The sequence below is a fragment of the Haloarcula salina genome, assembly GCF_049603855.1.
In the GTDB taxonomy this organism is placed as follows: domain Archaea; phylum Halobacteriota; class Halobacteria; order Halobacteriales; family Haloarculaceae; genus Haloarcula; species Haloarcula salina_A.
Genome location: NZ_CP187146.1, coordinates 2,489,032 through 2,502,968, shown reverse-complemented (window position 1 = coordinate 2,502,968; position 13,937 = coordinate 2,489,032). Strand labels below are relative to the sequence as shown.

General features: G+C 68.1%; 16 protein-coding genes. 10 read left to right on the top strand and 6 right to left on the bottom strand.

Translation table 11 applies throughout. From position 1 onward, the window contains the following. Positions 1-666: 666 nt before the first annotated feature. Positions 667-1,854 (top strand): redox-regulated ATPase YchF, encoded by a 1,188-nt coding sequence (locus ACOZ4I_RS12840; RefSeq protein WP_424000138.1) that lies wholly within the window; start codon positions 667-669, stop codon positions 1,852-1,854. Positions 1,855-1,881: 27 nt separating this feature from the next. On the opposite strand, the gene ACOZ4I_RS12835 is transcribed toward ACOZ4I_RS12840, so the two are convergent. From ACOZ4I_RS12835 to ACOZ4I_RS12820, 4 genes are all read right to left on the bottom strand, one after another. Next, positions 1,882-2,418, bottom strand: coding sequence for a hypothetical protein (locus ACOZ4I_RS12835; protein WP_424000136.1), 537 nt, complete (start codon positions 2,416-2,418; stop codon positions 1,882-1,884). 46 nt (positions 2,419-2,464) lie between these two features. Continuing rightward, complete coding sequence (locus tag ACOZ4I_RS12830; RefSeq protein ID WP_424004807.1) at positions 2,465-3,013, bottom strand: hypothetical protein; 549 nt, start codon at positions 3,011-3,013, stop codon at positions 2,465-2,467. Between the two features lie 58 nt (positions 3,014-3,071). Further along, on the bottom strand, positions 3,072-3,728 hold the full coding sequence (locus ACOZ4I_RS12825) for a DsbA family protein (protein ID WP_424000134.1): 657 nt from the start codon (positions 3,726-3,728) through the stop codon (positions 3,072-3,074). Between the two features lie 330 nt (positions 3,729-4,058). Next, positions 4,059-5,060 (bottom strand): hypothetical protein, encoded by a 1,002-nt coding sequence (locus ACOZ4I_RS12820; RefSeq protein WP_424000132.1) that lies wholly within the window; start codon positions 5,058-5,060, stop codon positions 4,059-4,061. 150 nt (positions 5,061-5,210) lie between these two features. Between ACOZ4I_RS12820 and ACOZ4I_RS12815 the strand changes: the two genes are divergently transcribed. The 5 genes from ACOZ4I_RS12815 (at position 5,211) to hpt (ending at position 9,964) form a co-directional block, all read left to right on the top strand. Continuing rightward, positions 5,211-6,182, top strand: a complete 972-nt coding sequence (locus tag ACOZ4I_RS12815; protein ID WP_424000130.1) for an aldo/keto reductase — start codon at positions 5,211-5,213, stop codon at positions 6,180-6,182. Between the two features lie 132 nt (positions 6,183-6,314). After that, on the top strand, positions 6,315-6,950 hold the full coding sequence (locus tag ACOZ4I_RS12810; RefSeq protein WP_424000128.1) for a hypothetical protein: 636 nt from the start codon (positions 6,315-6,317) through the stop codon (positions 6,948-6,950). 3 nt (positions 6,951-6,953) lie between these two features. Next, a complete protein-coding gene (locus ACOZ4I_RS12805; protein WP_424000126.1) occupies positions 6,954-7,205 on the top strand; it encodes a hypothetical protein in 252 nt (83 codons plus the stop codon). Continuing rightward, on the top strand, positions 7,189-9,354 hold the full coding sequence (locus ACOZ4I_RS12800) for a type B DNA-directed DNA polymerase (RefSeq protein WP_424000124.1): 2,166 nt from the start codon (positions 7,189-7,191) through the stop codon (positions 9,352-9,354). The genes ACOZ4I_RS12805 and ACOZ4I_RS12800 overlap by 17 nt, the downstream gene beginning before the upstream one ends. Before the next feature lie 61 nt (positions 9,355-9,415). Next, positions 9,416-9,964, top strand: coding sequence for a hypoxanthine/guanine phosphoribosyltransferase (gene hpt / locus ACOZ4I_RS12795; protein WP_424000121.1), 549 nt, complete (start codon positions 9,416-9,418; stop codon positions 9,962-9,964). Between the two features lie 20 nt (positions 9,965-9,984). On the opposite strand, the gene ACOZ4I_RS12790 is transcribed toward hpt, so the two are convergent. Next, the gene (locus ACOZ4I_RS12790) at positions 9,985-10,287 is read right to left on the bottom strand and encodes a hypothetical protein (RefSeq protein WP_424000119.1); all 303 of its coding nucleotides are present in this window, start codon (positions 10,285-10,287) and stop codon (positions 9,985-9,987) included. A 99-nt stretch (positions 10,288-10,386) separates the two neighbouring features. On the opposite strand from ACOZ4I_RS12790, the gene ACOZ4I_RS12785 reads away from it, so the two are divergent. The 4 genes from ACOZ4I_RS12785 to ACOZ4I_RS12770 all read left to right on the top strand — a co-directional run bounded on the left by ACOZ4I_RS12785 (position 10,387) and on the right by ACOZ4I_RS12770 (position 13,079). Next, on the top strand, positions 10,387-10,803 hold the full coding sequence (locus ACOZ4I_RS12785; RefSeq protein WP_424000117.1) for a disulfide bond formation protein B: 417 nt from the start codon (positions 10,387-10,389) through the stop codon (positions 10,801-10,803). A gap of 62 nt (positions 10,804-10,865) precedes the next feature. Next, positions 10,866-11,897 (top strand): aldo/keto reductase, encoded by a 1,032-nt coding sequence (locus tag ACOZ4I_RS12780; RefSeq protein ID WP_424000115.1) that lies wholly within the window; start codon positions 10,866-10,868, stop codon positions 11,895-11,897. Positions 11,898-12,021: 124 nt separating this feature from the next. Then, positions 12,022-12,651, top strand: coding sequence for a helix-turn-helix domain-containing protein (locus ACOZ4I_RS12775; protein ID WP_424000113.1), 630 nt, complete (start codon positions 12,022-12,024; stop codon positions 12,649-12,651). An 80-nt stretch (positions 12,652-12,731) separates the two neighbouring features. After that, positions 12,732-13,079, top strand: a complete 348-nt coding sequence (locus ACOZ4I_RS12770; RefSeq protein ID WP_424000111.1) for a HalOD1 output domain-containing protein — start codon at positions 12,732-12,734, stop codon at positions 13,077-13,079. Between the two features lie 39 nt (positions 13,080-13,118). On the opposite strand, the gene ACOZ4I_RS12765 is transcribed toward ACOZ4I_RS12770, so the two are convergent. Then, positions 13,119-13,934, bottom strand: coding sequence for an endonuclease III domain-containing protein (locus ACOZ4I_RS12765; protein WP_424000109.1), 816 nt, complete (start codon positions 13,932-13,934; stop codon positions 13,119-13,121). Positions 13,935-13,937: the final 3 nt, after the last annotated feature.

The following is a 13,937-nucleotide window of genomic DNA, read 5'->3' as shown; positions in this document are numbered from 1 at the left end:
TGTCCATGATTGATACTGCAGTGATATCAGAATCCAATACAATCATCTGTGGAAAATGGGACTAATATCTAAGAATTCTGTAAAGAATTCGCAGGGGGAGCCCAGTCGCTCCGAACGCCCGCCCGAGCACTCGGTTCCGGCCGTGAGCGTTTCGGTCGAAATCACCGTTCCACCTGAAATATTCGAAGCTTACGGAGAATTGAGTTACATACACACGGCGTTCGTACGGTTACCAGTCGCGTCAGCGCTCAGGTAGGGGCGGACTCACGAAGCGCGATAGTCTCAAAACCGACTGCGAACTCCCTTACCTATCATGTTCTTTAGACTTGTAAAGCGGCGAAGTATACTTATTTACCAATTTTATATTAGATTAATCTCGTCAGGTATTCGACGCGGTACTTATAGTATTATATCTGATATTTCTGACAACGTATTGGATGATACTCACGATAGTCGTCTGGATTCCGTGGTGTCCGGCGATTGCTGTAGTCCGTGCGGTCGCCGGGACCACCAGTCGCAGTAGGCCGCTGTGGATCGTTCGTGCGGGGGCCGCGACCACGTCGTGCCGTCGCGTGGCTCCCTCTCGGCCGAAATGCGTGTGACACTCACACCCGCTGTCAGGCCGTGTAACAGCGTTTAAGCCGCGGAGGCCGCTCTAGGCGTCCAATGAGCTACAAGATCGGACTCGTCGGCAAGCCCTCCGTCGGCAAGTCCACCTTCTTCAACGCAGCGACGATGAACGACGTCCCGGAGGGGGCGTACCCGTTCACGACGATCGACCCGTCGATGGGCGAGGCCTACGTCCGGGTCGACTGCGCCGCCCCGGAGTTCGACCACTCCTGTACCCCGAACCACGGCTACTGCGCGGACGGCGTCCGGTTCGTCCCGACGAAACTGGTCGACGTGGCCGGCCTCGTCCCCGGGGCACACGAGGGGAAGGGCCTGGGGAACCAGTTCCTCTCGGACCTCAACGAGGCCGACGTGCTCATCCACGTCGTCGACTTCACCGGCGAGACGGACCTCGAAGGCGAGCCGACCGAGGGCCACGACCCCCGCGAGGACATCGACTTCCTCGAAGACGAACTGGACATGTGGTACCTCGACGTCCTGGAGAAGGGCATCGAGCGCTACCGCTCTGGCTACCACGGCGAGGACAAGGACATCGAGGCCGATCTCGCCGAGCAGATGTCCGCGTTCAAGATCAGTGAGGAGGAAGTCAAGCAGGTCGTCCTCGCACTGGACCTCGAACTCGACCCGGACGCGTGGGACGAGGCCGACAAGGAGGCGCTGGCCCGCGAGATCCGCATCCGGACGAAGCCGATGGTCGTCGCCGCGAACAAGATGGACACCGAGGCGGCCCAGGACAACTGGGAGGCCGTCACGAACGACCCCGAGTACGAGCACCTGACGTTCGTCCCCGTCTCGGCCCACGCGGAGAAGGCCCTGAAGAACGGCGACGAGCAGGACGTGCTCGACTACCGCCCCGGCGACGACGACTTCACCGTGACCGCCGACCTCCCCGAGGAGAAGGCCGCCGGCCTCGAACAGATCCGCGAGTTCGTCGCCGAGTTCGACGGAACCGGCGTCCAGCAGGCGCTCGAAACGGCGCTGTTCGAGGAACTGGAGGCCATCGCGGTGTTCCCCGGCGCACGCAAGCCCCAGGAGGACGGCACCTTCCTGCAGGACTGCTTCGTCCTCCCCGACGGCTCGACCGCCGAGGACTTCGCGTACTTCCTGCACACCGACATCGGTGACGGCTTCCTGCACGCCCACGACGTTCGCTCGGGCCGCCAGGTCGGGGCCGACACCGAACTCGACCACCGCGACGTGGTGGAGATCACGACGACGAACTGAGCCCCCGATAGTCGCGAGCCCCTGCCGTCACAACAGCATGTGGGCCAGCAGGGCGACGATGGCGATCTTCTTCACGAGAATGACGACGATGATCCACTGCGTCGTCGAGAGGCCGCGCAGCCGCTGGATTCCCCGCCGGAGGAATGCGGGCGAGTGCGCGACCTCGCGCACCAGCAGCCGCCACTCCGCTCGGAACGTCTCCAGGGCCGATCCCTGTCCCTCCGTGTAGGCGGCTTCCGGTGCGGGGAGCCACTCCGTGCCGGTGTATTCGAGTTCGACGAGTGCGCCCTCAAGGTGTGTGACCTGCTCGAATGCGAACCCACTGGCCTCACAGAGCCGTTCGAGCCGGGCCACGTCGCGGTCGCTGTCGAGGTCGTACGTCCGTCGCACCGGCTCTGTCGCCCAGTCGAACTGGAACCGACAGACGATCTGGTCGTCGCCGACCCACACGTCGGCCACCTCGGCGAGTTCGACCGTCCCCGCCGTCTCCTTTCGTTTGCGCTTCAGGTGCTCGTACTCGGAGGGGGCATTCGCGTTCGTCAGCTGGGACTCCGTCTCGGACATGCCTTCGCTCCGGTGTTCGGTTCTCGGAGCTATACGTTTTCTCCCGCTATGAGAAGTCGACCGGACAGCCGTTGATTTCGCCGCCGCGCATCCCCTCGGCCAGCCAGTAGATCGACAGCGTCAGCACGACCAGCGCCCCGACCGCGAACTCCAGGCCGTCGAGCGGCAGGAAGAGCAGCGAGGTCGACACCCCGAGCAGCGAGAGCAGGGCCAGCAGGACCGCCGAGCCACAGGCCGCACAGCCCGCCCCGAGCGTCCCCAGCAGGAGCCCGGCCGCGCCCGCCCCGCCCTGTTGCAGGTCGAGACCGTGTTCCCGGAAGTGGTACGCCGCGAGCGCGATGTCGATCCCGGTCAGCAGGGCGACGGCGACGAGCAAGAGCCCCTGTGCGGGCGTAAACGACGTGCCCACGAAGGGGTACAGTTCGACCAGCACCCGAAGCCGGCTGGCCAGCGGGAGCGACCCGCCGACGATGAGGTCCATCACCAGCGTCACTTGCAGCGAGAGGACGAACACGGACAGCGAGACGACCGACGCGACGGCGGCCACGACCGCGTAGGCCGGGAGCGTGAGCACCAGTCGGGCGGTTCGCCCCATCAGTCGCCAGTCGCCGGCCTGCGTCGGCAGTCGGACGCGCCACACGCGGCTCACGGTGTCATCCCTCGCTCTCTCCCAGCGCTTCCGCGATGAGTTCGTAACTGACGGAGCCGTTGACCTTCGTCACGAACTCGCCGGCCTCGAACAGCAGGATGATGGGCGTCGTCTCGCCCAGGCCCGCGTTCTCGGCCGCCTGGACGTCCGCCTGGACGGCGTCGTCGTGGGCTCCGTTCTCCGCGTCGGTCCTGACCGCCTCGCCGTCGACCGCCGTCTCCCTGTCGAGGAACGTCGCCGTCCGCTCCAGCACGTTCTCCGTCGTGAACGACGACTGCTCGGTGAAGTAGTGCTCGAACAGCGACCAGAACGCCGCCTCGTCGCGGGCGAACGTCGACTCCAGGGCCTGCGTCGCCGGCTCTCCCCACGGGTAGATGACGGGGTAGGTCCGCACGACGTAGGCCCCCTTTCCCGTCTCGACGATGTTCGCCTCGATGTCCGGGACGGTGTTCTCGTGAAAGCGCCGGCAAGTCGGGCAGGAGGGATCCTCGAACGCCAGGACGACGTGGCCGCCGAGTTCGCCCCGACGCGGCTGGGCGTCGAGACCGGCCGCCGCGGGGTGGTCCGAGATGGACTCACCGGTGGTCTCGCTGTCCGAACAGCCCGCGAGACCGCCGACGACCCCGGCCCCCGTGAGCGACAGAAAGCGTCGTCTGTTCATGCTCGCCTGCACGGCCCGCTGCCGTATAGCGTTTGTTCCAGTGTTCGCTCGCGAGGAGAAACCGTCTTGTCGCCGGCCGCGCTATCCCCGGCCGGCCGATGACGACGACCGCGGGCCGAACCGGGGTGACTCCCCTGTGTGACGAGCCCTATGAGTGCCGAGGCCACTCCTTCGACGGGAGACGGTGGCTCTACGCGCATCTAGTTGCCTCCTCCGAGACGACAGCCGATATGCGAGCTCCTCCTCGAACGGAAGCGTATCTGAAGCCACGGCCGAACCGCCCGAAGCGGCGTCACAGACGGAGCGCGAATCCGCGAGCCGTGCCGCCGCTCACTCGTCGTCGGAGCGCTCTTCGGGCGGGACGAAGGGGCCGACGGAGACGGTCCGGCGAGCGATGGTCGCGGCCCGGAACACGTAGGAGATGAAGAGGGCGAGCGGCGTGACGATGACGCCGATTCCGACGCTGACGATCAGCGGAAGATACTGCGCCGGAACGGTGACCGAACCGGTCCGGTAGACGAGCGCCAGTGCCACGCTGACGACCAGCGCGAGCAGGCCGGTGTAGGCGACGACGCGCGAGAGCCGGGCGAAGTCCTGCTGGAGCGACAGCGTCTTGAAGAACTGCCGCGTGACCGCGATGGCCTCGAGCAGGTCGTCGATGGCGTGGAGTTCCGCCGTCGCCGTCTCCGAGAGGCGGTCGCCGTACTCGTTTCGGATCCACTCCGTCGCGGTGAGATTCCGGGCGTACTCGGTCCCCAGGATCACTTCGAGGACGTTCACGATGGCCGTCTGACTCTCGATTTTCTCCGTGATGCTCTCCCCGTAGGCGCCGATGCCGGCGGCGTAGTCGTCCACGTCGCTCGGGTGGTCGCCGTCGGCGTTCTCACAGGCCGTCGCCAGGCGGTTCGCGCGTTCGGTGAGCGTTCCGGCGACGAGGCCGAGGAACTCGGCGGGGTCGTTCGGGACGGCGGATTCGTTCGCGTGGCCGCGGACTCGCCGGCGGAGGTCGCGGGTCCCGCCCAGCTGGTCGAACAGCTCGTTGGGCGAGCCGAACACGCGCGAGAGGATGAGCTGATTGATCGAGAGCGCGATGGTCACGAGCGTCACCGTCCCGGAGATGAAGCCGCTCGCGAACGCCGATGCGGCGGCGCTTTTCGGTCCGACGGCGAGCAGCCCCACCCGCGTCGAGACGGCGAAGAAGCCGACGACGGCCGTAACGAGGACCGCCGCGACGGCGGCTCGGTTCCCGCTCAGCACGAGCCAGTGGAGCGCGCGCTCTCGATAGCCGTCGACGTTTCGGACTGAATCCGCCGTCGTCACCCGTTCACTCATCGACGCTCCCGTCGCGACCGGATAGTGTTGGAGTACGCACAGTTCTGGGGGCGCTTCAGGCCGCGGCCTGTTACCGTTGCGGCTTGCGACAGTCGCCTGTCTGTGTCGACCGGCGGGGACACTTTTGTCGCGGCTGGCCGCAGTGTCGGTATGGAGTACACCACGTTCGGCTCCACCGGCATGACGGTCTCGGAGATCTGCCTCGGGTGCATGAGCTTCGGCACGGACTGGGACGAGTGGACGCTCGACCGCGAGGAGAGCCGCGAGGTGATCGAGCGGGCCATCGACCTCGGGATCACCTTCTTCGACACGGCGAACGTCTACTCCGACGGCGAGTCGGAGGCGATTCTCGGCGAGGTGCTCGACGACTACGACCGCGACGAGTTCGTCGTGGCGACGAAGGGGTACGGACAGATGCGCGAGGACGACCCGAACTCCGGCGGGCTCTCGCGGAAGGCAATCGAGCAGGAGCTGTCGAACTCCCTCGACCGACTCGGGATGGAGACGGTCGACCTGTATCAGATCCACCGCTGGGACTACGACACGCCCATCGAGGAGACGCTCCGGGCGCTGGACGACGCGGTGCGGCGCGGGCAGACGCGGTACGTCGGCGCGTCGTCGATGTGGGCCCACCAGTTCGCCGAGGCGCTGCACGCGTCGGATCGGCTCGGGCTGGAGCGGTTCGTCTCCATGCAGGACCTCTACAACCTCGCCTACCGCGAGGAGGAGCGGGAGATGCTGCCGCTGTGTGCGAACGAAGACATCGCAGTGATGCCCTGGAGCCCGCTGGGCGCGGGCTTTCTCACCCGGCCCCACGAGGCGTTCGATGCGACGACGCGGGGGGAACACGAGGCCGAACTCGGACGGCCGTACGCCGAGGGCGGCGGCCGCGAGATCAACGAACGCGTCCAGGAACTCGCCGACGAGCGGGGCGTGACGATGGCCCAGATCGCGCTCGCCTGGCAGTTCCACAAGGAGTGGGTGACGACGCCGATTCTGGGCACGTCGAGCGTCGAGCACCTCGAAGCCGCCGTCGAGGCGCTGGAGATCGACCTCTCCGAGAGCGACGTCGAGTATCTGGAGGAACCGTACGAACCGGTCCCCGTCTCGGGCCACGAGTGAGCTGGATCGGCGTCGTCGGAACGTGACGACATCGAACGGGATCGCGTCCTGGCCGCCCCGTCGCCGTTTCACTTTCACTTTCACTCCGGGGGTGGCTCGCGTATAAGTGACTCCTGGGGGAACCGATCGGCCATGAATAGTCAGCTTCCGACGCTGGATCCCGGCGTGACGTTCCTCGACGACGAGGGCGCACCGGCGGCGCTGTACCGGCTGGTCGGCCGCCACCTCGCCGACGCGAGCGGGTCGACGTACTGGCTGGACGCCCGGAACGCGGCGTCGCCGGACGCCATCCGCCGGCACGCGGTCGGTCGAGTCGCGCGGTCCATCCGCGTCGCCCGCGCGTTCACGGGCTACCAGCACTACGAACTGGCCCGGTCGCTGCCGGCCGAGGTGACGCCGCGGAACGCGCTGGTGGTCGCCCCGAACGTCGCGTCGCTGTACGCGGAGGACGACGTGCCGGAGTACGAGGCCGAGGCGATGTTCGACGCGACGCTCGAACTGCTGGCCGCGCTGGCCGACGCGCTGGACCTTCCGGTGGTCGTCACCGCTCGCGAGCGCCGCGACCGGGTTCGCGACGCGGCCGACCGGACCGTCACGGCCCAGCGCACGCAAGCAGGTCTCCGCGTCGACGGCCCGTCCTTTCGCACGGACGTGTACTGGCACGACTGGGGGTTCCAGACGACCATCCCCTACTGGGTCGACCTGCTCGGTGCGGCGGACGCCGACGGCGAACCGGTCCTGGTCGAGCCGGTGGCCCCGGAGGTGTGAGCCGTGGGTCGAACCGGTCCCACGGTGCGCGAGCAGTTCGACCGCCTGGAGCGCGAGTGGCAGCCGTTTCGGCGGTCGCTCCGCCGCCGCCACCAGCCGGCGTTCGACGGGCTGTTCGAGCGGGCGCGCGCCCACGCCGACGCCGCCAGCCAGCAGAACGCCCGCGACCCGTGGCGGGCGTTCGTGATGACGGTCCTGCTGGCCCAGGAGGCGGAACTGCGGGCGCGCCGGGACGCCGATGGCGTTCAAGATTGACGTCCGCGAGGACGGCGTGCCGGTCCGCTGGGCGACCGACGGCGAGGGCGTCGCGGCGACCGCCGATCCGGACTACGAGCCCGCGCTCTACGCCGCCGCGCGGAACGACCGGACGCGCTACCTCGACTGGCTCGCCGACGCGGTCGCCCCCGACCCGAAGGTCACCGCCGTCGAGCGCGAGCGGTGGTTCACGACGCTGGGCGCGACCGAGCGCTCGCCGGTCCTTCGGCTCTCGGTCGACCGACTGGACGAGGTCCGGCAGGTGGCGCGCGAGATCCGCCAGCGCGAGCACGCGTCCCACGCGCCGGGCGTGCTCTCGCTGTACGACGTGGATCTCGATCCGCAGTTCCGCTACTGCCTCGACACCGGGCGCGACCCGACCCCCGGGCGGCCCCTCCGCACGCTCTCGCTGTCGCTCCCGCCGGCCGCCCTCGCCGCGGACGACCCGACGGCGCTGACCGTCGACGGGGACCCGGCCGGCGACGACGCTGAGGCGGTGAAACGGTGCGTCGAGTCCGCCCTCGAATCCCGCGACCCCGACGTGCTGGTCCTCTCTTCGGGCGACATCGTGGCGCTCCTGGCCGACGCGGGTGTCGACCTCGGACGGCGGCCGGGCCACCGAAAGCTCGCCGGCGAGAGCACGTACGCCAGCTACGGCCGCGTCGGGCACTCGCCGGCGCGGTACGACGTGCCCGGACGGGTCGTGGTCGACCGCTCGAACAGCTTCCTGCTCGGGCACTCGAGCATGGCCGGCCTGCGGTACTTCGTCGAGCGCGCGGGCAAGCCGCTTCAGGAAGTCGCCAGAGACAGCATCGGCGGCGTCCTCACGGCGCTGGAGGTCCGACGCGCCCGCGAGCGGGACGTGCTGGCCCCGTGGCAGAAGCGCCAGACCGAACGGTGGAAGTCTCTCGACACGCTCCACGCGGCCGACCGGGGCGGGTTCACCTTCCAGCCGGACACTGCGGGCGGTGTGAGCGGCGACGCGACGGGGGGACCAGGCGTCCACGAGGCCGTCCACGAACTCGATTTCGCGTCGCTGTACCCCAACATCATCCGGGCGTACAACGTCTCGCCGGAGACGGTCTGCTGTGACTGTCACGACGGCGCGGACGTGCCCGAACTGGGTTACAGCGTCTGCGAGCGCGACGGCTTCCTCGGCGACGTGCTCGGGCCGCTGCTCGACGACCGGGCGGACTGGAAGGCCCGCATCGCCGCGGCCGACGCGGGGACGCCGACCGACGACCTCGAAGCGAAGGCCGACGCCGTCAAGTGGGTCCTCGTCTCCTGTTTCGGCTACCAGGGCTACCGCCACGCGAAGTTCGGGCGCATCGAGACCCACGAGGCCATCAACGCCTTCGCCCGCGAGATCATGCTCACGGCCAAGGAACGCCTCGAAGCCGCCGGCTGGCGCGTCGTCCACGGAATCGTCGACAGCCTCTGGGTGACGGCCGACCCCGAGCGCGAGCAGACGCCCGTCCGGGAAGTCGCCGCCGCCGTGACCGACGAGGTGGGGATCGAACTGGAGTACGAGGGCCGCTTCGACTGGATCGCGTTCTGTCCGCGAAAGCGGGCCAGCGGCGCGGCGCTGATGCGGTACTTCGGGCGCTGGGCCGACGAGACGGCGGCGAGCGAGTCTGAGCGGTACAAACTGCGAGGCATCGAGGCCCGCCAGCGGAGCACGTCACCGTTCGTCTCGGCGGCCCAGCGCGACCTGATCGACGCCTTCGACCGCGGTCGCGCGCCGGAGCCGGTCTGTGACCGACTCGCGCGCCACCTCGCGACGCTCCGCCGAGGTGCCGTGCCCGCGGCCGACCTGACCATCACGCAGCGCGTCTCGAAGCGCGCCGACGAGTACCGGCGGGCCTCCCGGGCGAAGGCCGCGCTCGAACGGGCGGCCGAACGCGGCTTCGAGCGTAACCCCGGACAATCCGTCGAGTACGTCGTCGTCGACGACGACCGCGCGGGAACGGAACGGGTTCGACTCGCGTTCGAGGACGGGACGGCGTACGACGCCGACTTCTACGCCGACCGCCTCGTCCGGGCCTGTGCCAGCGTCCTCGGGCCACTCGGATGGGACGAACGGCGGATCCGGCAGTACCTCGACGGGACGCGCGACGCGTCGCTGTCGTCGTTCGCCGACGGGCGGTAGCCGCGGGCCGCCGCTCGCACGGAATCAGGACCGTAATGAGGGAGTTCGTCCAACGGTGTCCATGGAGAAGCTTCGCGAGTCGCTGCACGAGGCCCCGATTATCGACAAGGACGGCTATTCCTACCTCGTCCATCCGCTGAGCAACGGCGTGCCGATGCTCGACCCCCAGCTCCTGCGGGAGGTCGTCGTCGGCGTGACGCGGGTGGCGGATCTGGACGTGGACAAGATCGTCGCGCCCGAGGCGATGGGCATTCACATCGCGACGGCGCTCTCGTTGCAGACGGACATCCCGCTCGTCGTCATCCGCAAGCGCTCGTACGGCCTGGACGAGGAAGTGGCGCTGCACAAGACGACGGGCTACTCAGACTCGGAGATGTTCATCAACGACATCGAGGCCGGCGACGACCTGCTCATCGTCGACGACCTGCTGTCGACGGGCGGGACGATGGCGGCCATCTGCGACGCGCTCGACGACATCGGCGCGAACATCTCGGACATCGTCGTCGTCTTCCGAAAGACCGGCGGCTCGGCGCTCGACGAGACCGACTACGAAGTGACCAGCCTCCTCGACATCTCGGTCGATCAGTCCGGCGTAACCGTCCACGACTGAACGTCTGGGAGCACGGCGGCTCAGTCCCGCGACGCGGCCGCGGCCATGTGCTCTCTGGCTTCCTCGGGCGTCATCCCGCGGACGCCGCAGGCACAGGAGAGCAGTTCCGGGTCGGTCAGGTCGTCGACCTCCTCGGCGTCGGCGCGCTCCAGCGCGTCCGCGTCGGCGTCGTAGTCGAAGGTCACCCGGTAGGTGACCTGTGCGACCCCCTCGATGCGGTGTGACGCGTCCGGGTCGGGGTTCGCGATCGCCTCGCTGTGTTCTTCCTGCATCGCCGACTTCCACTGTTCGAGGTTCGACTCGGGGTCGCGCTCGTCAGTCATACGGGGACCGTCGGCGGCGCGCCTGAAAAAGCAGTCGGGGAGCGGGACGCCGCTCACCGCTCTCGGAACGCTTTTGCCCGCGAGGGCCGCGACTTCGCTGTGGCCGATGCTCGACGCAGGGACCTGACGCGCCCGCTCCTCGCCGCCGCGACCGTCGTCGCCGCCGTCGCGACGGCCGGGAGCCTCTATCTCTCGCTCGGTCTCGGGCTGACGCCGTGTCGGCTCTGCTGGTACCAGCGCATCTGCATGTACCCGCTGGTCGTCGGCCTCGGGGTGGCGGCGCTCGAAGACCGGCCCGGCGTCGCCCGCACCGCGCTGCCGCTGTCGGTGCTGGGCGGCGGTATCGCGGCCTATCACTCCTGGCTCCAGATCACCCAGACGGCCTGCGGACTGGGCGCGTTCAGCTGCGCGCAGGTCCAGTACCGCGTGGCCGGGCTGACGATCCCGAACCTCGCGCTGACGGCGTTCGTCCTCGTCACGGCGCTCGTCGCCGCGGCGTACGCGACGCGATCGTAGAATACCGGCGGGCGCTCGCCGCGACCCGACCGCTTTTTCGCCGGGCCGTCGTTGGACCGGACATGGAGTACACACGACTCGGTTCGACCGGGACGACGGTCTCACAGCTGTGTTTCGGCACGTGGCGCTTCGGGCGGAACACCGGCGGCGTCGTCGAGACCGACCGCGAGGAGGCCCACGACCTGCTCGACGCGGCGTGGGACCGCGGCATCAACTTCATCGACACGGCCAACGTCTACGGCGACCCCAACGGCACGAGCGAGGAGTACATCGGCGAGTGGCTGGACGACTACGACCGCGAGGACTTCGTCATCGCCTCGAAGGTCTACTTCCCCTTCGACGGCCGCGGCGAACCCGGCCCGAACGATTCGGGGCTGGGCCGCAAGCACATCCGGGCCCAGATCGAGGGCACGCTCGACCGCCTCGACACGGACTATCTCGACCTCTACTACATCCACCGCTGGGACGAGGACAGCGACATCGAGGAGACGCTGGCGACGCTCGACGACCTCGTCCGCGAGGGCAAGGTCCACCACCTGGGCGCGTCGACGATGGCCGCCTGGCAACTGACGAAGGCGCTCTGGACGAGCGACGTGGAGGACTACGAGCGATTCGACGTGACACAGCCGCTCTTTCACGCCGGCTACCGCGACGACGTGAAAGACTACCTCGACGTGTGCGCCGACCAGGACCTCGCGGTCTGCCCCTACTCGCCGCTGGCCGGCGGCTTCCTCACCGGGAAGTACGAGCGCGCCGACCCCGACGACCCGAAGCAGTTCGAGGGTCCGGAGGGCTCCCGGGGCGACATCTACGACTCCTTCGGGGACTACTACCTCTCCGAGCGGGGCTGGCACGTCCTCGACGAACTCCGGTCGGTCGCGGACGAACTCGACGCCACCCCGGCCCAGGTCGCGCTCCGCTGGCTCGTCGAACAGCCCGACATCACCTGCGTCCCCATCGTCGGCGCGCGCACCGTCGACCAGCTGGACGAGAACGTCGGCGCGGTGGACATCTCGCTGTCTGACGAGCAGTTCAACCGCATCGTCAGCGCCCGCTACGCCGACGACGGCGAGCGCTGGGGCCACCGCGACTGAGGCCGGCGACAGCACCCGCGGCCCGGACCGACCGCGACGGCGCGGCGAAATCGCCCCAGGTCCGGGCTCCGGTTTGCTAATTAGGCATTCGTCTTATTCCGCTGGCACGCGTAACGACTCCGATATGGCAACAGTTGCGGAGTTTCGCCTCCCGACCGAGGCGTTCGTCTTGGGTCACCTCTTCGAGCGCTATCCGGGCGCGGGCGTCGAAATAGAGCGGGTCGTTCCTACCGGGGACACCATCCTCCCGTACATCTGGCTGGAGGGCGTCGACGGCGACGACGCGGCGGCCGCCCTCGACGGTACATCGGGTCTGGAGGGCGTCGACGTCATCGACACGGTGAACGGCTCGTCGCTGCTCCGGTGCCGGTACGCCTCCGAAAACGGCGGTGTGGAAGCGATCGTCGCCGCCGACGTGACGCTGCTGAGCGCCGTCGGCGATGCCAAGGGCTGGACGGTCCAGGTTCGCGGTGACTCGCCGACCGACATCTCGGCGTTCCACCGGACGTGTACGGACGCGGGTCTCGATCCGACGCTGGTCGAACTGCACGACCTCACGGAGACCGGTGGCGCGCCGTCGCTGACCGAGTCACAGCGCGAAGCCCTGGTCCTCGCCGACGAGATGGGCTATTTCGACGACGAGCGGCAGGTCACGCTCGCCGAGATCGCCAGTGACCTCGATATCTCCCGCCAGGCGCTGTCGAATCGGCTCCGACGTGGGTATCGAACGTTGGTTCGACGCCACGTGCGCTGACGATGCGCCTCTGACAGGTAAATAAAGGTTACATAGTCAATGTGACGGCCTATGCATGAGCGACCGAAACGAAGGAGTACATGTCTGGTTCTGACGACTGTTGCGACGAGGTTCCCACATCCGATCTTGTGGGCGCGGCCGAGACACTTTTCGATTCTATCAGCTATCACGACGAGACGAAGGCCACGATCGGCGAGTTCGACCGCGACGTGGCGTCGGTGTCACAGGCCGTCGTCGAACTCGTCGCGTACCAAACCGAGCGCGACGCCCTCGACCTCTCACCGCTCCAGAACACGGTCGATACCGAGGCTATCGACGAACTGTTCGACGGACGTGACGGTGCCCCCTCGACGGTCACGATGACGTTTCTCTACGAAGGTCTCGCGGTGTCACTCCGGGAGGGTGCCGTCGAAGCGATCCCGGTCTGAGGCGGTGTGAGATCTCAGTCTGGTCCTCGTCGCTTCACGTCACTCCACCGTCTCCGCCGGGTCGACGACCTCGTCACTCACCGGATAGACGCCGACCTGATCGCAGCGGTCGGCCAGCGGGCAGGCGTCGGGGTCGTCGAGGCAGACCGGCTTGCGAGCGGTGCAGTACTCCCGCCCGAACTGGATCATCGCAGTGTGACCGAAGCCACACTTCTCCGGTGGCACGTCCCGCTCTAAGTGCTCACGGACCCCCTCGTGGTCGGCGTCGGCGGGGGCGATCCCCATCCGCCGGGCGATGCGATGGACGTGCGTGTCGACGGGGAAGACCCCGTCGCGGCCGCCGGCGAACAGGAGCACGCAGTCGGCGGTCTTGGGCCCGACGCCGTTCATGTCGAGTAAAGTCTCGCGGACCGCGTCGGGTTCGCGTTCTCTGACGAACTCGTCGAAGCCGTCCTCGCCGCCGTATGCCTCGCAGATCCGCTGGGCCAGCGCGACGATGCGCTCCGACTTCTGGTTATAGAGACCGGCCGAGGAGATAGTCTCGGCCAGTTCGGCCTGGTCGGCGTCGGCGAGCGCGCGGGCGAGGTCGCCGTCTCCCGACTCGTCCCCGTACCGGGCCAGCAGGTCGTCGTGGGCCGGCTGGCTCGCCTTGTCGGAGGTGTTCTGGCTGAGTATCGTGCGGACGAGACACTCGAAGGCGTCCCGACCGCCGTAGGTCTTCTGCCAGTACAGGTCGCCGAGGCGGTCGACGACGGCCTCGGCGCGCGTCCCGGCGGTCTCGGGGTCGAACGCGGCCGCTCGGCCGCCGCCCGACGCGCCGCCGCTGATGTTCTCGTCCGGTTCCGGGTCGCTCATGTC